The following is a 19,932-nucleotide window of genomic DNA, read 5'->3' on the forward strand; positions in this document are numbered from 1 at the left end:
ATACTTTTCACCAAAAAAATCGTCATTGGAACCAATTCAAAGACCATAAGAGAAAGCCTTGGTTCACAGAACCAAGGCTTTCTCGACAATCTGAGGAAGCGAAGTATCGTTACTTCGCTTCCTTTTTTATTACGTTCTAAGCGGCTTTAATTTAGCTTCGATTTCTTTTCTGTCCGGCTCTAAAAATGAAGGAAGAGAGAGCTTCTTTCCTAAAGACGCTAAGTCTTCATCAATATCAAACCCTGGACCATCCGTTGCTAGTTCATAGAGGATCCCGTTCGGTTCTCTGAAATACAGCGATCTAAAGTAGTAGCGGTCGACGAATCCAGACGTTTGAAATCCTTCATTTTCGAGTCGCTCTACCCACTGTTTTAATTCTTCTTCAGTTTCTACCCGAAAAGCGATATGGTGAACACTTCCCCGTCCTTCTCGAGATTTCGCAGTGTCTTTTTGTTGTTCCACATGTACTTGGCCATTTAACCCGGAGTCGCTCATTTCAAAGACATGGACAGACGTGTTGTTTTTTTCATAAGAGCGGACTTGTGTTAAACCTAAAACATTCGTTAATACTTGACTTGTCGCTTCTAAATATTGAACGACTAACGTTACAGGTCCTAAACCTAGAATAGCTTGTTCCTGTGGAATGTCATCGGTCTGATTAGTAACGTCTAATGTTGCGTGAACATCTGGAGTAAGAACCATCCGGTGACCTTCAGGATCTTCGAATGGCAGTGACGGTATGCCATTTATCTCTTGAATGTTTTCATGATTCACTTGAAATCGTGTAAAGCGGTCTTTCCAAAATGTGAGTGATTCTATAGAAGGTACGAGTAATGAAATGGAAGACACACGGTTCGTGCCGTCTCGTTTTGCAGCAAGGTTAGGAATTTCAAAGAATGTGAGCTCTGTACCTGGTGATCCTTGTTGATCAGCATAAAACAGGTGATAGTTCGATGTGTTTTCTTGATTTACTGTTTTTTTAACAAGATTCATACCGAGGATGTTTCTGTAAAACGCGAGATTCTTCTCAGCATTGGCGGACAGTGAAGAGATGTGGTGCAACCCTTTTAATCTCATGAAGCTTCCTCCTTCGTCTACATTGACTTACTATCAGTTTACAGTTAAACTGATAGTAAGTCAATATTATGAAAGAGAGGGATACAACAATGAAATCGTTCTATCATCATAGCCAAACGAGTCAAGATGTCTTCATCGTTTTACACGGTAGCGGAGGAAGAGAAACAGACTTACTACATGTCATTGGTGAAATCGATGATTCCCTTTCTGTGTTAGGAATTCGCGGTGATGTATCGAACAATAACAAAGGCTTTCGGTACTTTAACAGACCGGTAGACGGACGGTTTGATTATGCAGAGATCCAAGAGAATACAGACAGAATCGCTTCCTTTATTAAAGAACAAGTAGGAACGGGTCGACCCATTCACCTCGTTGGATATTCTAATGGAGCAAATCTAGCGATTAATTTATTGCTCTCACATCGCGGCTTGTTTGATTCTGCGATTATACTTCATCCGAGTCACTTATTTTCACATGTTGAAGCGAAGTCACTCGATAATATTCCTGTATTCATTACATCTGGAGCAAGGGATGTGATCACAACGCCAGGGGATGTAATGGCTGTGAAGAAGCAATTAAGTGATAACGGTGCGCAAGTGACGGTGAAACTGACTGATTACGGGCACGAATTAACAGATGAAGAGATAAAACAGGCGACAAGTTGGTGGAACACTGAGGTGAAAGCGTAATGCTCGTAGCACTGGACGCGGCAATTGTGCAGCTTATACGAGTTGTGGGCGAACTGTGCTATGATTTAACCAATCTAGTAGAAGCGTAACTTATAATCATTTAGGAGGTTGTTATGGCGGATAGAAATCTTAAGATTGCAATGATTTGTGGAAGTCTACGAAAGCAATCATACAATCGGAAGTTAATGGAAGTCATGATTGAAAAGAAACCGAACCATTGGCAAATGAAAGAGATCGAAATTGATACGATTCCTTTTTTTAATCAAGATGTTGAAGCAGAAGGGGATCCAGAAAGTGTACAACAGTTGAAAGAAGCGATTGATGAAGCGGATGGTGTAATTGTCGTTTCACCAGAGTACAATTCTGGCAGTCCAGCTGTTCTGAAAAACGCTTTAGATTGGGCATCACGCCCTGCCAAAGGCACAGTCCTAAAACACAAACCATTTGCGTTAGCAGGTGCAAGTCCAGGAGGGGCAGGAACAGTGCAATCCCAAGGGCAAACGCGTCAAACGTTACTCACGCTAGACGCCTATATTATGCCAGGTCCAAAAATTATGGTCGGCTCTGTTCATAATAAACTAAGTGAAGATCAGTCTGAAATTGCGGATGAAGCCACAATTAAACGTGTCGAAAAGTTCCTCGGTGCCTTTGAGGAATGGATGTTGCATTTTAAATAAACGTACATGTGAGGTGAAGGATAATATGATTAGTAAGGATGAGAAACAACATGTATATCAAGATCAGCACGGAGAAGAAATGGGTAAAATCACGTTTAAGCCAATCGGTTCTAAGAAAATCATCATTGATCACACGATCGTAAAGGAAGCACATCGAGGAAAAGGGATCGCTGAAGAGTTGGTGCATTCGGTTGTTGAAAGAATGAGAAGCGAGGGGAAGGTCATTCTTCCTTTATGTCCATTTGCGAAAGCGGAGTTCGAGCGCAATCCATCGTATCAAGACATCCAAGTAGAGAAATAATATGAGGACTAAGCCATAGCAAATCGCTATGGCTTAATTTTTTTATATGAGGATAACGCTTATAGCCCCTTTTTATCACTAGAAGTAAAAGGTAGACGTATTAGACTAGAGACGTTGATTTTTAAACTTTTAAAAGTAGATCATTCGTATTCTTTAAAAGTTATTCTATTGACATGTTGATCACGACTTGTAAAATGACAGCAAGTTAAATGACAAAGTCTAAGCAATTCGATGTTGATAGAATCTGTAGCGATGATGAGGTGGATGGATTGCAACTAAAAATGAAGAGAATCAAGGTCAACTACCACGTTCTCTTTATTCAAGCGTCAATGGTGGTGTTTTTACTTGGCGGTTGTGCATCAAGTGGAGAGGAGGAGAACGAAATCGAACTTTCTAAGAAGCCAAATGCAGAAGATGAAGGTGCTACTGAGCGTTCTGTAGATGAGGCTGAACGCCTAACTTCACATGGTGTGAGTGCTGGTCACCCAGATGCTGTAGAAGCTGGAATGAAGGTGCTTGAAAGTGGCGGGAATGCAGTAGATGCTGCCATCGCCGCAGCGTATGCGATTTCGGTCGTTGAGCCCTTTGCTTCTGGAATTGGTGGTGGCGGAGTGACGCTCGTGCAAGAGCAAGGAGAAGACGCTGAAGCCTACGATTATCGTGAAGTGGTACCAGAAGACGGCATTCCCTCATCCAATAGTGGTGTCCCAGGTTTTGTTGCTGGCATGATGACGATGCACGATGACTATGGAAGATCAGATTGGCAAGAGGTGCTTAATCCAGCCATTGAATTAGCTGAACATGCGACAGTTTCAGAAACGTTCGCTGAGCAACTTCAGTCCGCTCAAGGTCGATTGCCAGTTGAACGATTAGAGCACTTTTACCCTGGTGGCACCCCCCTTTCTGCGGGAGACGACATCGAACAATCAGAACTAGCGGATACGTTACGTCTCATCCGCGATCGTGGGGGAGAATCGTTTTACGAGGCAGAAATTGCTGAAGGTCTTGTATCTGAAATCGAAGGCTTAAACATGAACTCACTTTCAGACTATCGTGTTGGACGTCATCAACCGGTCACTGGAGAGTTTGCTGGATATGACGTGATTGGTGCTCCATTACCTCTTCCTGGCGCAAGCGTCATCCAAATGTTGCAAATCATTGAAGAACGAGGGACTCTCAATGAGAGTCGCAATAGCACAGATTTTATTCATGACATTGCGATGTCTTGGAGAATTGCACACCACACGATTCAAACAGAATTTGATGATCCTTCTTTCGTTGATGTTCCAATTGATCACCTTACAAACGCAGAACAAAACAAAGCATTGGCAGAAAAGATCTCTTCTGACCGTTTGTTGTCTGGAGATGAGCTGGTTGCTCATGACTCAGACCCGAATACGACTCATATTACCGTGATAGATGATGAAGGCACCGTCGTATCAATGACAAATACATTGACTGATTTTTTTGGCTCAGGAGACTATACCCAGGGCTTCTTTCTTAACAATCAGATGTCGAGGTTTAGCATAGGTAGTGAGGGGAATAATGAACCGGAACCAGGGAAGCGTTCCATTACGTGGTCTTCTCCGCTTATTTTAGCTGATGAAAAAGGTCCGGTGATGGGGATCGGTAGCCCCGGGGGAGAGCGAATTCCTATTATGCTTACGCAAGTGATTGCTGATTGGGTTGGTGGAGAAGCCGATCTAGAACAAGCAGTAGAAACGGAACGTTTTCATTTGACTGAAGATGAGCTAATTATGGAAGGAGACGTTGACTCCAACCAACGTGAAGCACTTCTTCAAAAAGGTTATCAAGATGTTCGTGAACCTCCGACACCGCTATATTTTGGATCGATCCAAGCATTAGCCATCGACCGAGAAACTGGTGAATTAGAAGGAGCAACCGACCATAGACGTGAAGGTGCTTGGCGTAAGGAGACGACAGAGTAGGTATAAGTAGTTTTGTTTTCGAGTACATCGATCGTTTGCTTGACTCTTTCCAAGCTTAATGACTGAAGAGGTTTCTATGACAAAGAGTAATGATATCAATAAACATCAAAGAATTGCGATATTAGACCAAATGCGTGGAGTTGCATTACTCGCCATTTTTTTAGCCAATATACCTGGTCTTGCTGAGATCAACAAGGAACATCCATCGGCACTTAATGAAGGATTAAATGATGTTCTATCCATCATTTTGACGGATAGCGCAAGGCCATTATTTGCATTTATGTTCGGGATGAGTGTAATGCTCATCTATAACCGATTAAAAGAAAAGGGTATGAATCCCTATCCTATTTTGTTAAGAAGGTTTTTCTTGTTAGCGATTGTCGGTGCTGTACACGGTTATGCAATTTGGGCAGGGGACATTTTATTAATGTATGCAATGGCAGGATTTGTTCTGCTGTTATTTACAACGTTGCCTGCAAGAGGCTTGTTGTTCGCTGCGTTAATCCTCTGGTTAGGGTATACAGTTGGAGTTGAAGTCATTAGCTACTTCTTCTCTGGTGAGCTTTCCCTTGAAGAAGGTTTGAAAAGCGTTCTTGTTAGTTCTGAAGAACCGTTTAAAGGGACGGAATATCTCATTATAGAGTTTGCTTCGATGGTCGAGCATTTAGGTTACTTCCTTTTTGGGATGTTTGCCTTTTATAAGGGAATATTCACCGCTATCTCAAATCGTAGAAAACAAATGTGGGTACTCACTTTCCTCAGTCTAGCGATCGGTTTAGCTGGAAAGACGGTGCTTTATTATAATGAATCAATTCAAGTGTTAAATGGATTTTTCCCATTCGTTGTGACGATTGGTATGATCTTGTTCATTGTTTTGTGGGGGACGAGTGAGACAGCAATGTCGAAAGCACTTATTCCTTTCAATTCAATTGGGAAGATGGCGTTTACGAACTATCTCTTGCAATCGCTCGTGTTCGTTTGCTTATTCCGGGGAAGCGGAAGAACGTTTTTTGAAGACGTAGGAATCTGGACAGAACCGAGTTACATTTTTGCGCTTAGTATTGGTATCCTTCTATTCATTAGCCAGATGCTATTTAGTTACTTGTGGCTCAAACCGTTTCGCTACGGACCATTTGAGTGGTTGTGGAGAATGGGTACGTACTGGTCATTTGTTTCGATTAAGAAGAAAAAGTGATGTAATGAAAAATTAACCGTGACTTTCTATCGTGAGTGGTAGTTCATGAAAAAGGCACTTCTGCATAACTCGCAGAAGTGCCTTTTTGGTCTATTCACTTTCACTCTCTAAAGCGATGGGGGACTGTCCCCAGTTAGTTTTCGATGATGGAGGCGTTTCTAAAGGAATGGTGCTCGCTTACGAATTGTTCAAATCCTTCGATGTGGTCACCTACACCTAGAATATAGTACGGGTGAACGTAATCGATTCGTGGAACTTCTTCAGCGAGGATCGCTTGTACTTCTTGGTACATGCTTTCACGTACAGCGTCGTCACTTTCTTTACGTGCATCAATTAACAATTCATCCACTTCATCATTGCTGTACCACATACGGTTACCCGCTGCACCGATGTTATCAGAGTGGAACTGGCGGTAAATGGCGTCATTAGGATCCCCTAAGTTGTTCGACCATCCGAGTAAGAAGAGATCGTGGTTACCTTCTGTCGTCTCGGTAATAAGCGTCGTCCATTCTAGTTGTTGAATTTCAAGATTAATGCCGATTTCAGCCACTTGATCTTGAACATGCTGGGCGACTTGAACTGCCACCGAATCACTTTCTTCTAACCAGATCGACGTTGTAAATCCATCTTCAAGCCCTGCTTCGGCAAGAAGTTCTCTGGCTCGTTCAATGTCGTATTCAGGAAAGTCAGAATCAGGATTATAACCGAAGATATAATCGCTAATTGGGCCGGTTGCTTTTGAGCCATACTCACCATAGAAGCCGGTGACGAGTGTATCACGGTCAATCGCATGGGCGAATGCTTGGCGTACTCGTTCGTCATCCAACGGCTCAACATCCAAGTTAAAGCCAATATAGTTGGAACGCATGCTTTCAACAGCTACTAGATTAGCACCGTCCATCGCGTCAATTTGTCCAGTGTTAACAGGCTCGATGTCGTCAATAATGTCTACTTCACCTGTGTCGAGCATTGCAATACGTGTCGATTGTTCAGGAACGATTAAATACGTTAACGCATCAAAATCTACAGCATCTCCCCAATAGTCTTCATTCTTCTCAAAGTTAATGCTTTCTCCTTGAGTCCAAGAGTCGAATACAAATGGGCCGGTACCGACAGGATCAAGGTCTAAGTTGTGGTCTCCGTTTTCAGCGTCTTCTATTGCTTTCGGGCTAATGATGGCTCCGCCAAAGTGTGATAAGTTGTTCGGTAGTGATTGAAAAGGTTCCTCAGTAATAAAGTGCACCGTATAATCATCGATGACTTCGACTTCGTCAATTACATTGAATTGAGCGAACATCGGAGAGGCAATTTCAGGATCGAGAACTCGGTCGAAATTGGTTTTAACCGCTTCAGCGTTGAATGGCTCATCGTCATGGAACGAAATACCTTCTTTGAGTTTGAACTCCCACGTCAAATCATCTAATTGTTCATAACTTTCAGCGAGTAAAGGTTGTAACTCCATATTCTCATCAGGTGCGACAAGTGTTTCAAAAACATGGAACTTAATTGAACCAGACATTCGCTCACTCGCCCCTTGTGGGTTTAAGTCAGGAATATCTGCCGTGATTGCCATCGTGATCGTCTCGTCTGACGAATCGCTAGTTGTTGAAGGATCGGTCGCATTTGTGCTGTCCCCTGGATCAGATGAGCATGCTGCAAGTGCAATTGCAGAAAAGATAGGTAAAAAGATCATCTGCTTTTTCATGTTGTTTTGTCCCCTTTATGTAATGATTAATGATTCAAGATCTCGTGGGTAATAGGTTAGTTGTTCCATTCCGTCTTTGGTCACGACAATCGTATCGGAATGACGAAACCCACCAAGTCCTTCTACGAATAGACCCGGTTCAACGGAAAAAACCATTCCAGCTTCAAGCGTCGTATCGTCTCCTAAGTCGAAGAACGGAGCTTCGTGCGTATGAACAAGTCCAAGTGCATGACCCGTATGATGAAGCGTTAAATGATGTACGCCTTCTTCTTTGAAATAAGCTTGCACAGCAGCATCCACAGAAGAAGCTTTTGCACCAGGCTTAATATGTTCAAATGCAATGTCTTGGGCGGTCTTTATGTGATGAAAATACTTCTCTTGTTCTTTACTTACTTCTTCGATAAACATCGTTCGCTCTAGTTCGCTAATATAGCCGTACACGTGAGCAGCTGCTTGAGAAACGACATTATATCCTGTTTCAAGTCGTAAGTTTTGCGTTTGTGAGTGTGGAAATGCAGAGTGTGGTCCAATCTGTCCTCGGTAAAAGGCATGAGCAGGTGATCCGTTAGGGATGTAATCTGGGCCGAGTGTCTCAACCATGGCGATGGTTGCTTCAGATGTTGCCTTCGTTTCAATCTCAATCTCTGAACGACCTACCTTTGAATAGTTAACGAGAAGCTCATGTGCATAGTTGGCCCAACGTACAGACGTTTTAATAAGTGCCAGTTCGTTTTCAGACTTTACCATTCTCATCGATTCAATGAGTCCGTAGATCGACGTATACTGATTAACGAGAATATCACTTAGCTTCGGTCCCCGATAACCTTTTGGAGAGGAATACCCGTCTCCATCGATTCCAACATGAATGTTAGCCATGCCAATCGAGGTTAAATAGTCTTTTAAAATATTCATTGGATGCTGGATTCCTGGATACTCAGGATAATCGTGAAGATGGTCAACATGCGCATAAGCTTCGGCATGTCCCTTCTCCATAAGTGGTACGAAGAGGTGACTCTCTCCTTGAGGATCAAAAATGAGTGCAATTGGTCGTTCTGATGGCCTGAAATGAAACGCTGTTAAATAAAATATATCAATCGATGCGTATACAATGGCACCATCTATTCCTTCTTTTCTGAATTTTTCTTTGAAGGATTGTTGACGTGCCAAGATCTCTGTCTTTGGTATTTGTAAAACCATGTGATCTCCTCTGATTAAAAATTTTAGCAATTCAGTGTTTAATCTATCCTAACAAACCTTGTACAAAATAATGATACTCTTTACTATGAGGTTGATACGTATTACGTATGGAAAGAAGGATTAAAGATGGAACTGCGTCATTTGCGTTACTTTATTGCTGTCGCTGAAGAGCTGCACTTTGGTAATGCTGCACAACGTTTGAACATTTCACAACCGCCATTAAGTGCGCAAATCAAAGAGCTTGAACAGAACTTAAATGTCCAATTATTGGAACGAACGAATCGTTCTGTTGCCTTAACGGAAGCGGGTGAGTATTTGTATGAGCTCTCCGTACAGATGCTTGCTCGTCTTGAGAAGGAGACTGCAATTTTACAAGAAATTGACCGAGGCGAACGAGGGAAAATAGCGATTGGTTTTGGAGGTTCGGTTGTTTTTCAAATTTTGCCACGGGTCTTAACGTTAATAAAAAAGCAATACCCGAAGCTCGAGATTCACGTGTCACAATTAACGACAAAGCAGCAAATACAAGCGTTATTAACGGGAGACATTGATTTAGCGTTACTTGTACCGCCTGTAGGTGAAAAAGAGCTATCTACCCATCCGTTTTATGAAGAGAAGTTTATCGTCTGCTTACCTAAAAGTCATCCACTAGCCTCGTCGACTGGACCAATCGCTATGGAAGATGTATCTAATGAGCCTTTAATCATTAGTCCAAGAGAAGCGGGGGAAGGGTACTTTGAAGCGGTGCGATCTTTATATGTCAAATCGAATACGGTGATGAATATTGCACAATACTCAACTGAACAGCAAACGATGGTTTCTCTTGTCGCCGCGGAGTTCGGCATTTCGTTTGTACCCGAATCAACATCACATATCCAACATCATAACGTTGTGTATAAAGAAATTGACGTTACCCACTATAAAGAAACCGTCCTAACATGGCATAAACATACGCAAACACCTCTCGTTCACGGAGTTGTTGAGTTGCTAAAAACATTCAAAGTTTAATTAACTTGGGCATGTTTCGTAACTGTCGTTTCGTGGAAAACAAGTATTAAGAGGTGATTTGAATGAAAAATCGTAAACAAAACGATCCTATTCAATTCCAGAAAAATCGTCCTAAAGAAAGCGATGTTGAAGATAGCGAGTTTGAAGACCCTGTTCCGGTAGATGAAGTGTACCGTGAAGAGAAAGATCAAAAGAACAAAAAAGCATCAAAGTCATCTTCACGAACCGATCAATAGATTGGTAATCTTGAATCGTATACGGTGTAAGAAAGGCACTAGTGTGCCTTTCTTTTTTATGCAATCAGTTTGTACACGGCAAACGGTTGTGTTTTAATAAAGTTAGAAAAGTTCATATCTTTCACTAGGGGAGCCAACTGTAGGCTGAGAAAAGCAAAGCTTTGACCCTTAGAACCTGATCTGGTTGATCCCAGCGTAGGGAAGTGAGTTGTTTTTACATAACCCGTTTACGTAAACCCACTTCTTTCTTACGACAAGAAGTGGATTTTTTTATTATTTAATAAGGGAGTAATGAAAAATGCAAAAGATTTCAGTAGGGCTTGAATGGTTCATGAACCCAGATCACATTCCGTTAATGATTGGAATGGAAAAAGGATGGTTTGCGAACGAAGGCATTGAGGTGACGATGATTGAACCAGAAGATCATTTCGATGCGATTGATGAAATTAAAGCAGGTAAGATGGATATTGCAATTACAGAACCATTACATCTTGTCGAAGACCGTGCAGCTGGCGAACCGGTGGTAGGTTTTGCACGATTTCTACATACCAATGGCGGTGTGATGTATAACAAAGCAAAAGGGATTAATCGCCCAGTCGAGCTGATTGGAAAGAGAATTCAATACCCAGGTGCACCAGGGTTAGGTGGGCTTGCGATTGTTAAAACGATGGTTGAACACGACGGCGGATCGTGTGAGTTGGAACAGTTTAAGCCCGTGAATAACGGCTTTTACCATACGGATGCATTAGCAGAAGATAAGGCTGATGCTGCAACCTTAGTTTTTAGAAACTTTGAAGTGGCAGAAGCGAAGCATCGAGGACTGGATGTAGATTATTTTGCTTTAAAGGACTTTGGAGTTCCTGACTTTTGCCAGCTTATCTTTATTACATCCCCAGAGGTGTTCGAACGACAAAAACATGTGCTCGCGTCATTTATGAAAGTAATTAGAAAGTCAATTGATTATCTTTATGAGAACTCAGATGAAGCGAAAACCATTTATTATGCATTCACACAAGCTGATGAAAGCGATCCACTTAACCAGTCAATTATGAACGCAACCCTTCCGTGTTTTACGTACGACTTTTCGATGACAGAAGCGTATTATGATGATTTGCAAACGTGGTTGAAGAAGTCAGGAAAGATTGGTCAAGTGATTGAGCCTACCAACTATTGGACAAATGAGCTGATTCATACTGTACATTCAGTTACAAACCGTTAGTTGATGGCAAAAAATCAGCACAACCCACAGGGTTGTGCTCATTTGATTTTAACTTTGTAATGTTATTGATCTTCGTCTAGATCATCTAGTGAATCTTCAAGTTCTTGTTCTAGGTGCTCATCTTGATCTCGGTCTTCAATTTCAACGTCTTCTGGTAGTACATCTTCAAGTTTGAAGAAAGCTTCATCATAGTCAATGCTCTCTTCAAATTCCAATACGTCTAATCCGATGCGGAACGGATTGTCTTCATGTTCATTATCCATCTTCACAATTTCGTACGTCTCCTGTTCAATCCAATAATGGCGAACTTCGACGTCATCGCTAAATGTAATGTGATAACTCATGAAACCATTCACTTCTTCTTCACCGACTAGTTCTACTTCATATTCTTCAAGAAATTGCTCAAATTGATTTGCCATTGGATTTACGTCTGCAGGGTCCTCTTCAATCTCAAATTGTTCAACGCGGTAAGCGACGTCATCACCTTCTGTGTAGAACAACGTATGTTCACTGTCTCCAGCTGTATATTCAGTCGGTTCTCCGTCGACAATTGTTTCATTTCGAGTGCTAACGGTTCCGTCTTCATGACTGTAGGAGTACTCAATGAATTCCCGTTCTTCAGCTTCACCGTCTTCTTCTTCGGGAATGTCTTCATCGACACTTGCGTCAATCCCCATCGTCATAACTGAGTGCATGGAAAAACTTTGACGCTCTTCTTCTGCAGCAATTGCGGCTTTGATAATTTCTTCTGCTGTTTGGTGATGATCCGAACTGTCTTCTGGTTCATCTGCGTCTGCGACTTCTTCATCGCTCTCAGTAATCGGATCGTCTAGTTGCTCGTCGTTAGTTCCTTCGTCTGTCGCACATGCCGCGAGAATCATCGCAGCACTCGTCATTCCAACTAGTGGATACATTTTCTTCAAGCTGACCGCTCCCTTTTCTCTTTATCTATTACTTTGTATATGTACCCGGAAATTGCGAAGAACAATCTATATTTTGGTAATTATAGATCTTAAAGACCTAAGTGGTTCTTCCTTCGTTTTAATAATGCTTGAGAAATGATTGCGAGTACGGGCAGTTCAATGAGTGGACCAATAATCAGTGCAAGAGCAATGAGGGGCTGCTCTGGAAATGCGGCTAACACAATCGCAAGTGCCACTGGAGAGTTTCTTGCAATGATCGTCAAGTTTAAACTTGCGGTGTCCTCGTAGCGAAAACGAAGGATCTTCCCAGTAAGTAAGGAAATAAAAAAGTTAATCAGAAAGAACAGCAACAGCGGAAGAAGCAATAACCATAGTACTTCCAAGTTGTTCATTAAATAGGTGCCTTGTGAAGCGAACATTGCTACAATCGCCAAGCATAGAAAGACGAGTTGAGCAGTGCTAAAGAAAGGTAGGATTTTTGATTGTAAGAGATTGGTTTTGTTACGAAAGATGAACCGCGTAAATATAGCTAGAATGAATGGAAGAAACAGGACGAAAAATACACTTTCAAATAATGTCGGTAGGTGTACCATTTCCATCGTGCCAGCAAAGATCACTAAATAAAGTGGCAATAAGATGACTTGCAGTAGGAGGTTAATGGGTAACACAGATGTAGACAACTGCACGTTACCTTTTGCAATCGATGTGAAAATGAGATACCAGTCTGTACATGGTGTGACGAGTAACAAAATAAACCCTAGCCAAAGAGCAGGATGATCTGCTAAAAATAACGCACCTAACGACCAGGCAAGAATAGGTGTCCATACGAAATTAAGAAACACACTTGATCCTAAAAACTTTCGGTGTTGAAAAGCACTCAGAAATCCTTTAATTGGAAGGGATAAGAACAGCCCATAAAGCATGGCAATCAAAAGAGGCAAGATGAACAGTTCTGCATGACGTTCGACCATCGCAATTTGACCGAGCAGTAGTCCAAGACCGATTGCAAGTATGATGAGAAGTGATTGGTATTTTTCAATAACATTCATAACGAAGACCCGCCTTAAAAATGAGTTCTACATTTACTATAACAAGCTGTCATGAGTCGTAACTACAAATAAATAGGTGTCATAATAGTAAAATAGATAATTTTACATGAAATTCGATAAAAAACCACGTTTTAGTTTCGGGGAATCTAGTAGGGGTTCATAGGACACAGAAATTTCCTTTTCCTATGAATTTCGATTCACGAAATATGCAAATGCCAAAAGAGAGACTGAAGAAAAAGTCATAAATATACAGAAATAAAAAAACTGTAGTTGTAGTTAGAAGATAATCAGTCTTTTGGATGTATAAAAACCCCTACGTAATAATGAATATACATGATACAATTATTAACGGTTGGTAACCATTTTTAGCTCCTCCATACATTTTCTGTATGGGGGATTTTTTATATCCTTGGATAAGTCAGTTACTAGAGATCAAAAGTAACGTAATCGTGAAGCGAATTATTATAAGAATCGGTTATAACTGTTTTTAATAAGACACTGCAATTGTTAGGTTTTATATGTTAATATATAATATGGAAATCGGAGGTGGACCTTTCCATATAAGTTCATGATTTACATATGTTTAGTTTCTTCCTTAGGTATACACATATAAGATTAACAGTTGTTCGATGTTTCGGGAGTCGAAGTGATTGCATGCATAGGATGTATTCAGATTCTAAATAGATACTATTAACAATTTCTGGATGCAAGGTGCAAGATACACCATTAGTACATAGGATTGTACACTTGTGAATGTCTATGAATAGGGGGAGTTACGGGGCTAAGCATGTTGTAAGCAGGGGGCTTAACAACAGAGATTAACGAGGCGGGTCGATCGTGACCGGTCAATTTGTTATGAAAACAAAAAGGAGTCAACGGCTATGGCAGATGAGAAAAAACCTTCAGGTCTTACCCGAAGAGAGTTTATTAAGAACGGTAGCTTTGCAGTCGGTGGATTAATTGGTGGTGGTTTGATTGGCGGGATGCTATTCAACAGCTCTTCAGATACGTCAACATCAACGAGCAATGGAGACCATAACCACGGGAATGGCAGCAATGATTACATGGAAGCGCGTATGTTCTTTAAGCGCCAAGAAGATTTTCGTGTATTAAGCGCAGCAGTCGAGCGAATCTTCCCAGAAGACGAAGTAGGACCAGGGGCAATTGCACTTTCTGTACCTTACTTTATTGATCGTCAACTCGCAGGATCATGGGGATTTAACGCACGTGAGTATATGGACGGTCCGTTTGAAGAAGGTGAAGATACTCAGGGAACGCAGTCGGCGTTACTACGTCGTGATGCATTCTTACAAGGTGTACGCCTTATTCAAAAAGAAGCAAAAGCGAGTCATGATGGTGAAAACTACTTCGACCTTACTGAAGAACAACAAGATGCAATCTTAGAGAAGTTCGAAGCTGGTGACGTTGAAATGAACGGCATGTCTTCATCACAGTTCTTTAGCTTACTACGTGTGGCAACACTTCGTGGTGTGTACTCAGATCCAGTATACGGTGGAAACAAAAATATGGACGGCTGGAGAATGAAGAAGTACCCAGGTGGCCAAATGGCATATATGGACATTATTGAAGACGAAGAATTCCACGATATGGAACCAATTAGCTTACACGAACATCACAACTAAAAAAGGATTGAATAACTTATGGCAATTGAATTACCGAAAAAGCAAGCCGTTGTCGTCGGTGTCGGTTGGGCAGGCGGGATTGTTGCAGCTGAACTTGCAAAAGCAGGTATTGAAGTACTCGGACTAGAACGCGGTGCGGATCGAACTCCTGCAGACTTCATCATGCAAAAAGACGAAATGAAATATGCATTAGATCATGATTTAATGCAAGATCTTTCAAAGGAAACCGTTAGTTTCCGTAATGATAAAGATATGACTGCACTTCCAATGCGTCAAACAGGTTCATTCGTACTTGGTACTGACCTTGGTGGAGCAGGAATCCACTGGAACGGTCAAGCTCCTCGTTTCTTCCCTTATGACTTCGAAATCCGTACACATACGATTGATCGTTACGGTGAAGACAAAATTGAAGAAGGCATTACGTTACAAGACTGGGGCATTACATACGATGAGCTCGAGCCTTATTATACAAAGTGGGAAAAAACAGCTGGAATCTCTGGTGAGCAAAATGAAATGACGCCTTGGATGTCAGAAGAGTATCCAACGCCGCCAATGAAAGAAACACCAGCAATTCGTCTATTCAAAGATGCTTCAGCTGAATTGGGGTTACACCCACATCAACGTCCATCTGCAAACCTTTCAGAGAATTATACGAACCCTGACGGTAAAACGATTTACCAATGTCAGTTCTGTTCATTCTGTGAGCGTTTCGGTTGTGACTATCAAGCAAAGTCAGACCCATTAATTACTGTAATTCCTACAGCGGTTGATACGGGCAACTTCGAGATCAAAACCCATGCGAACGTCCGTGAAGTTGCGCATGAAGACGGTAAAGCAGTCGGCGTTTATTATATTGATGGTAATGATGGACAACAGTATTATCAACCAGCAGATATGGTCATTCTTACGACGTACGTGTTAAACAACACTCGTCTTATGCTCCAATCAGGGATCGGTCAGCCATATGATCCAGAAACAGAAGAAGGTGTTGTAGGAAAGCACTACTGCTACCAAATCATGTCTGGTGCTCAAGGAATGTTTGAAGACAAGCAGTTCAACTTGTACGCTGGTGCGGGAGCTCTCGGTGGTGGAGTGGAAGATTATAATGGAGATAACTTTGACCATAGTGATCTTGACTTTATCCACGGTGGCGTATTGTCTCTCAACCAAACAGGAATTCGTCCAATTGAAACGAACCCAGTACCACCAGACACGAAGTCTTGGGGAAGTGAGTTCAAGAAAGCATCGACTCACTATTTCTACCGTACATTATCAATCGGAAGTCAAGGAGCGAGTATGCCGTATCGCTACAACTATTTAGACCTTGATCCAACGTATACAGATGAGAATGGCGATCCACTACTTCGTATGACATATAACTTTACAGATCAAGATCGTAAGCTTGCTGCACACCAAGCGGAGCGTTCTGAAGAAATCATGAAGCAAATGGGTGCAGATATCGTTACACAAACGAACCAAGCAACAGGCGATTACAACATCGTTCCATATCAAACGACACATAACACAGGTGGAACGATCATGGGTGCTTCAAGTGAAACATCTGTTGTAAACAACTACTCTCAAGTATGGGATTGTGAAAACCTCTTCGTAGTTGGTGCTTCTACATTTACACACAACGGTGGAAACAACCCAACACCGACAGTTGGTGCTTTAGCGTATCGAGCAGCTGAAGGAATGCTTGAGTACTTTGAAAACCCTGGTATCCTCGTTGAAGACGAAGATTAATTGATTTAAAGGAGGGGAAATGAAATGAGTCCACTTAACATTGGAATTCCTAGTCTTATTCTAATTCTTTTATTGGCATTGCTTATTTTTGGACCCAAGAAATTGCCAGAGATTGGCGGCGCGTTTGGGAAAACCATTTCTGAATTCAAAAAGTCGACAAGCAAGCTCATGGATGATGACGTTGATCCTAAAGAGACACAAAAAATTGCTGCAGATGAGCAAACTGATTCTAAAGCTTAAACGTTTGTTTGGTTAAAATCGTTTAATAAATGAACGTTACAGGAAGATTGTGCGGGTAGAGTAGAAACGTAAGTGTTCGCTTTACTCCGTGCAGTCTTTTTTTGTTTTATTAGCTGGTTTTTATGAATGGTTGCTTGTCAGTAAAGATACGAGCTTTGATGTGGTATCATGTGTTGGTAGTTAATCGAGTTGTACGATTATTTGCTTTTATGTAGTATTCCTAATGGTTTCTTTAGTGAATCTATAAGAAATCTAATTGCATTCATAAAGAATGAAGTAATCCAACTCTATAAAAACGACAAATCATAGAAATGATTAAAATACCCCACACTAAAGGAAGACTCCGATCTTTTTTCGAACGGATTCTGCCACCGTTTAGACGGGAAATACCTCTTTCTATGCAATACATAAGACGTTTTCGTGAGCGATTGTCATACTAAGAAGTTTAAAGGAGAACGATGTGGATGGCACTTACACTCAAAGGCTCAGGCAAAATAATCGGCAATAAAGAGCTGCTTCCTCCAATTGATTTGACTGTCCAGAATGGTGAAGTTGCAGCAATTCAAGCTGATATTGAACATATGGACGCTTTTTTGTCCCTTTTCGAACAGGATAAAAGCTACCTTGCGAATGAAATTATGTATGACGGGAACGCGGTTGCTGGACAGAATGAGTTGTTTATCTATTCTCCAGATATGGGAGAATACCCTCGTCTAACACCAGAGAAAATGGTGCGCTTTTGGGGGCAATTGTATAACGTTGACTTTGATACCTCAAAAATCTTAACGTTAACCGAACTCACTCACGTAAGAACGAAGAAAATTAAGCTACTCACGTATTATGAACAAAAAAGGCTACAGTTTGCTCGAAGCCTCATTCAAAAAACGAGGATCTACGTATTTAAAGAGCCAACATACCAGTTGGATTTGCAATCCAAAAAGGTATTTAACCATGTTTTGGAAGAAATTAAGAAGATGCATGGTGTTGTCATTTTACTAACCTCATCATTAGAAGAAGGCATTCGCTTAGGATCAAAAGTCTACAGATTGAATGACCGGGGAATGCAAGAAGTTGAACTTGATGAGGAAATCATCGAACAAGAAGAAGTAAGAGACGAGATCCCGAACGATGAAGAACTGTTTCAACAACGATTTGAAAAGATTTCAGCGAAGACTGAAGACAAGTACATTCTCTTTGATCCTCTAGAAATTGATTACATTGAAACGAGAGAACGTCAGACCGTTTTACACGTTAATAATGAAGAATTCTATTCAACCGTTACAATGAAAGATCTAGAGACTAAGCTTTTACCGTATGGTTTTTATCGTTGCCACCGGTCGTACTTAGTAAATTTGCAACGAGTAAGGGAAGTCATCGTATGGAGTAAGAACAGTTATAGTCTCACGCTCGATAATCGAAATGAACAAGTCGTACCGTTATCGAAATCGAAGTACGGAGAGTTAAAGGCGTTACTAAATTGGTAAAAAGATGAGGGAAGCGCATGGATTTTAGACGAATTCGGATATTAATTCAGCGAGAATTTGAAGATATAATTTGGAATGGCCAAATCATGATTGTGCTGTTTAGTGCACTCATTATGGTTTCAACGGTGTATATATTGAATCAATTCGGCTTTAATGTAGACCAATACGAAATTGTTTTCTTTAATGCAATTCCTTCTGTTTTAGGGTTTATATCAGCATTTGTCGTCATGTACATTCAAGGGAACATCCTCGTTGAGGAACGGGAGCATCGGACGTTAAAGGTGTTGCAATTATATAAAGTGAGCCGAACTGAGCTCTTAGTCGCGAAGTCGACGATTACACTCGTGATTGCGACGGGACTATTAATTGTTGCGATGATTGTTTTCCGTTATGAGGTCTTACATGTAGTCGGTGGGTTATTGTTTTCCTTACCGCTGTTGATGATGTTTCTTTTTTTAGGTACATTTCTTGCGGAGTACTCCAAGAACACAATTGAAGTGAGTCTGTATGGGTGGCCGATTATAATTGTTTATTTTATGCTAGAAGGCGTCGTGAATTCGAATTTAAATACGATCTTAATTACAGTGTTTCCGAACTTTCATGTAGCTCGGGGCTTCGACTATATTCTGCGTGATGATTGGACAACAGCCAGCCTATATATGGTTGTACCAATTTTATGGGCCGTTTTGTTCTATTTGTTACTCAAAAAGAAGTGGAATGCCTCTGATCAACAGAATATGTAGTGAAAATGGTTGCTCATATGCCTCCGTTTAACCCGAATCTCCCTCCTTTCATGCACAATGTACTGCTAATACTCGTTTAATCGAGGATACTAAAGGCAGACATCGACGAAAGGAGTTTTTTTAATGGTACTTGAACAAATTCAAGAAACGTATTTCTCGCTGTTGCCATTTCTTGAAGGAAACGTACTTTTGCAATTGATCTTTATTTTTGTTTTATCTCTCATTCCATTTTTTGAATCATACGGGGCGATTCCATTTGGACTGATGTTAGGCTTTCCAACGATCCCGGTGATGATCGTAGCGATCATTGGAAACTGGGTTTCTGTTATGGCATTTATTTGGGGAATCGATAAACTCCGTTCAAAAATAAAAAGTAAAAAGAAGAAAAAAGAAAAAGAACCGAGTAAACGAGCGATTCGTGCGAAACACTATTTTGAGAAATACGGAGTTCCAGGTGTGGCATTAGCCGGCATTCTAATCGCATTTCATCTTGCTGCTGGAATTGCACTTGCAGCAGGAGCGAACCGAGCGTACGTTAGTCTTTGGATGACAATTGGAATTGTACTTTGGGCAGTGATCATTGGCGTGCTATTTATTTCAGGGATTACGGTGATTTCATAACGTTATGCGTTTCATATTTTCTTAGTTCATTCAATTACGGAGGGTTCTTCAATGTCTAAAGCGAAACGGTTTACAGAAAAGGAAGTTCAAAATTATCAATACGGTCTAACGATGGTTATTGTCGACAACGTCACGGGCGTCCATTATCTGCAAACGTGGCAGCCACAAGGGGTCGGACTCACCCCTTTGCTTGATGAAAACGGAGAAGTGTTTATTGAGAAACCGTAAAC

20 protein-coding genes and 1 riboswitch are annotated in these 19,932 nt (G+C 41.2%); of the genes, 15 read left to right on the forward strand and 5 right to left on the reverse strand.

The window, feature by feature from the left end; genetic code table 11:
• Positions 1-129: 129 nt before the first annotated feature.
• Complete coding sequence (locus JOD17_RS10475) at positions 130-1,077, reverse strand: ring-cleaving dioxygenase (RefSeq protein ID WP_204697594.1); 948 nt, start codon at positions 1,075-1,077, stop codon at positions 130-132.
• 89 nt (positions 1,078-1,166) lie between these two features.
• Between JOD17_RS10475 and JOD17_RS10480 the strand changes: the two genes are divergently transcribed.
• The 5 genes from JOD17_RS10480 (at position 1,167) to JOD17_RS10500 (ending at position 5,888) form a co-directional block, all read left to right on the forward strand.
• Positions 1,167-1,766, forward strand: coding sequence for an alpha/beta hydrolase (locus JOD17_RS10480; protein WP_204697596.1), 600 nt, complete (start codon positions 1,167-1,169; stop codon positions 1,764-1,766).
• 113 nt (positions 1,767-1,879) lie between these two features.
• Positions 1,880-2,443, forward strand: a complete 564-nt coding sequence (locus JOD17_RS10485) for an NADPH-dependent FMN reductase (RefSeq protein ID WP_204697598.1) — start codon at positions 1,880-1,882, stop codon at positions 2,441-2,443.
• A gap of 25 nt (positions 2,444-2,468) precedes the next feature.
• A complete protein-coding gene (locus JOD17_RS10490; RefSeq protein WP_204697600.1) occupies positions 2,469-2,744 on the forward strand; it encodes a GNAT family N-acetyltransferase in 276 nt (91 codons plus the stop codon).
• Between the two features lie 269 nt (positions 2,745-3,013).
• Complete coding sequence (locus tag JOD17_RS10495) at positions 3,014-4,693, forward strand: gamma-glutamyltransferase family protein (RefSeq protein WP_204697602.1); 1,680 nt, start codon at positions 3,014-3,016, stop codon at positions 4,691-4,693.
• A 76-nt stretch (positions 4,694-4,769) separates the two neighbouring features.
• On the forward strand, positions 4,770-5,888 hold the full coding sequence (locus tag JOD17_RS10500) for a DUF418 domain-containing protein (RefSeq protein ID WP_204697604.1): 1,119 nt from the start codon (positions 4,770-4,772) through the stop codon (positions 5,886-5,888).
• A 133-nt stretch (positions 5,889-6,021) separates the two neighbouring features.
• Here the strand turns inward: JOD17_RS10500 and JOD17_RS10505 are convergent, their stop codons facing one another.
• Entirely contained in the window at positions 6,022-7,593 is a 1,572-nt protein-coding gene (locus JOD17_RS10505; protein ID WP_204697606.1) for a glutathione ABC transporter substrate-binding protein, read from the reverse strand.
• A 15-nt stretch (positions 7,594-7,608) separates the two neighbouring features.
• Positions 7,609-8,790: a M24 family metallopeptidase gene (locus tag JOD17_RS10510; RefSeq protein WP_204697608.1), complete on the reverse strand. Its 1,182-nt coding sequence runs from the start codon at positions 8,788-8,790 to the stop codon at positions 7,609-7,611.
• 126 nt (positions 8,791-8,916) lie between these two features.
• On the opposite strand from JOD17_RS10510, the gene JOD17_RS10515 reads away from it, so the two are divergent.
• From JOD17_RS10515 to JOD17_RS10525, 3 genes are all read left to right on the forward strand, one after another.
• Entirely contained in the window at positions 8,917-9,798 is an 882-nt protein-coding gene (locus JOD17_RS10515; RefSeq protein ID WP_204697610.1) for a LysR family transcriptional regulator, read from the forward strand.
• Positions 9,799-9,860: 62 nt separating this feature from the next.
• Complete coding sequence (locus JOD17_RS10520) at positions 9,861-10,034, forward strand: hypothetical protein (protein WP_204697612.1); 174 nt, start codon at positions 9,861-9,863, stop codon at positions 10,032-10,034.
• 116 nt (positions 10,035-10,150) lie between these two features.
• Positions 10,151-10,253: riboswitch (TPP riboswitch) on the forward strand.
• Between the two features lie 79 nt (positions 10,254-10,332).
• Complete coding sequence (locus JOD17_RS10525) at positions 10,333-11,253, forward strand: ABC transporter substrate-binding protein (protein ID WP_204697614.1); 921 nt, start codon at positions 10,333-10,335, stop codon at positions 11,251-11,253.
• A gap of 62 nt (positions 11,254-11,315) precedes the next feature.
• Here JOD17_RS10525 and JOD17_RS10530 read toward each other — a convergent pair whose 3' ends face one another.
• Together JOD17_RS10530 and JOD17_RS10535 are read right to left on the reverse strand one after the other, a co-directional pair.
• Positions 11,316-12,176 carry a hypothetical protein gene (locus JOD17_RS10530; protein ID WP_204697617.1) on the reverse strand — a complete coding sequence of 287 codons (861 nt, stop codon included), beginning with the start codon at positions 12,174-12,176 and terminating at the stop codon, positions 11,316-11,318.
• Between the two features lie 89 nt (positions 12,177-12,265).
• Positions 12,266-13,225, reverse strand: coding sequence for an arsenic resistance protein (locus JOD17_RS10535; RefSeq protein ID WP_204697619.1), 960 nt, complete (start codon positions 13,223-13,225; stop codon positions 12,266-12,268).
• A gap of 881 nt (positions 13,226-14,106) precedes the next feature.
• On the opposite strand from JOD17_RS10535, the gene JOD17_RS10540 reads away from it, so the two are divergent.
• From JOD17_RS10540 to JOD17_RS10570, 7 genes are all read left to right on the forward strand, one after another.
• Positions 14,107-14,868, forward strand: coding sequence for a gluconate 2-dehydrogenase subunit 3 family protein (locus JOD17_RS10540; protein ID WP_204697621.1), 762 nt, complete (start codon positions 14,107-14,109; stop codon positions 14,866-14,868).
• Positions 14,869-14,886: 18 nt separating this feature from the next.
• The gene (locus JOD17_RS10545) at positions 14,887-16,614 is read left to right on the forward strand and encodes a GMC family oxidoreductase (protein ID WP_204697623.1); all 1,728 of its coding nucleotides are present in this window, start codon (positions 14,887-14,889) and stop codon (positions 16,612-16,614) included.
• A gap of 24 nt (positions 16,615-16,638) precedes the next feature.
• Entirely contained in the window at positions 16,639-16,854 is a 216-nt protein-coding gene (tatA, locus tag JOD17_RS10550) for a twin-arginine translocase TatA/TatE family subunit (protein ID WP_042419805.1), read from the forward strand.
• Positions 16,855-17,318: 464 nt separating this feature from the next.
• The gene (locus tag JOD17_RS10555) at positions 17,319-18,338 is read left to right on the forward strand and encodes a LytTR family transcriptional regulator DNA-binding domain-containing protein (protein WP_204697625.1); all 1,020 of its coding nucleotides are present in this window, start codon (positions 17,319-17,321) and stop codon (positions 18,336-18,338) included.
• A 17-nt stretch (positions 18,339-18,355) separates the two neighbouring features.
• Positions 18,356-19,081 (forward strand): ABC transporter permease, encoded by a 726-nt coding sequence (locus tag JOD17_RS10560; protein ID WP_204697627.1) that lies wholly within the window; start codon positions 18,356-18,358, stop codon positions 19,079-19,081.
• 123 nt (positions 19,082-19,204) lie between these two features.
• Positions 19,205-19,702 carry a small multi-drug export protein gene (locus tag JOD17_RS10565; protein WP_204697629.1) on the forward strand — a complete coding sequence of 166 codons (498 nt, stop codon included), beginning with the start codon at positions 19,205-19,207 and terminating at the stop codon, positions 19,700-19,702.
• Positions 19,703-19,753: 51 nt separating this feature from the next.
• A complete protein-coding gene (locus tag JOD17_RS10570; RefSeq protein WP_193745361.1) occupies positions 19,754-19,930 on the forward strand; it encodes a DUF6440 family protein in 177 nt (58 codons plus the stop codon).
• The last annotated feature ends 2 nt before the right edge of the window (positions 19,931-19,932 follow it).

The sequence above is a fragment of the Geomicrobium sediminis genome, from assembly GCF_016908595.1.
GTDB lineage: Bacteria > Bacillota > Bacilli > Bacillales > Marinococcaceae > Geomicrobium_A > Geomicrobium_A sediminis.

Excerpts from the sequence above, each read along its gene's own strand:
- JOD17_RS10565 (WP_204697629.1), top strand. The coding sequence starts at position 19,205 with ATGGTACTTGAACAAATTCAAGAAACGTATTTCTCGCTGTTGCCATTT.
- JOD17_RS10515 (WP_204697610.1), top strand. The coding sequence starts at position 8,917 with ATGGAACTGCGTCATTTGCGTTACTTTATTGCTGTCGCTGAAGAGCTG.
- JOD17_RS10505 (WP_204697606.1), bottom strand. The coding sequence starts at position 7,593 with ATGAAAAAGCAGATGATCTTTTTACCTATCTTTTCTGCAATTGCACTT.
- JOD17_RS10570 (WP_193745361.1), top strand. The coding sequence starts at position 19,754 with ATGTCTAAAGCGAAACGGTTTACAGAAAAGGAAGTTCAAAATTATCAA.
- JOD17_RS10545 (WP_204697623.1), top strand. The coding sequence starts at position 14,887 with ATGGCAATTGAATTACCGAAAAAGCAAGCCGTTGTCGTCGGTGTCGGT.
- JOD17_RS10540 (WP_204697621.1), top strand. The coding sequence starts at position 14,107 with ATGGCAGATGAGAAAAAACCTTCAGGTCTTACCCGAAGAGAGTTTATT.
- JOD17_RS10475 (WP_204697594.1), bottom strand. The coding sequence starts at position 1,077 with ATGAGATTAAAAGGGTTGCACCACATCTCTTCACTGTCCGCCAATGCT.
- JOD17_RS10510 (WP_204697608.1), bottom strand. The coding sequence starts at position 8,790 with ATGGTTTTACAAATACCAAAGACAGAGATCTTGGCACGTCAACAATCC.
- JOD17_RS10535 (WP_204697619.1), bottom strand. The coding sequence starts at position 13,225 with ATGAATGTTATTGAAAAATACCAATCACTTCTCATCATACTTGCAATC.
- JOD17_RS10485 (WP_204697598.1), top strand. The coding sequence starts at position 1,880 with ATGGCGGATAGAAATCTTAAGATTGCAATGATTTGTGGAAGTCTACGA.
- tatA (WP_042419805.1), top strand. The coding sequence starts at position 16,639 with ATGAGTCCACTTAACATTGGAATTCCTAGTCTTATTCTAATTCTTTTA.
- JOD17_RS10480 (WP_204697596.1), top strand. The coding sequence starts at position 1,167 with ATGAAATCGTTCTATCATCATAGCCAAACGAGTCAAGATGTCTTCATC.
- JOD17_RS10500 (WP_204697604.1), top strand. The coding sequence starts at position 4,770 with ATGACAAAGAGTAATGATATCAATAAACATCAAAGAATTGCGATATTA.
- JOD17_RS10490 (WP_204697600.1), top strand. The coding sequence starts at position 2,469 with ATGATTAGTAAGGATGAGAAACAACATGTATATCAAGATCAGCACGGA.
- JOD17_RS10560 (WP_204697627.1), top strand. The coding sequence starts at position 18,356 with ATGGATTTTAGACGAATTCGGATATTAATTCAGCGAGAATTTGAAGAT.
- JOD17_RS10555 (WP_204697625.1), top strand. The coding sequence starts at position 17,319 with ATGGCACTTACACTCAAAGGCTCAGGCAAAATAATCGGCAATAAAGAG.
- JOD17_RS10525 (WP_204697614.1), top strand. The coding sequence starts at position 10,333 with ATGCAAAAGATTTCAGTAGGGCTTGAATGGTTCATGAACCCAGATCAC.
- JOD17_RS10520 (WP_204697612.1), top strand. The coding sequence starts at position 9,861 with ATGAAAAATCGTAAACAAAACGATCCTATTCAATTCCAGAAAAATCGT.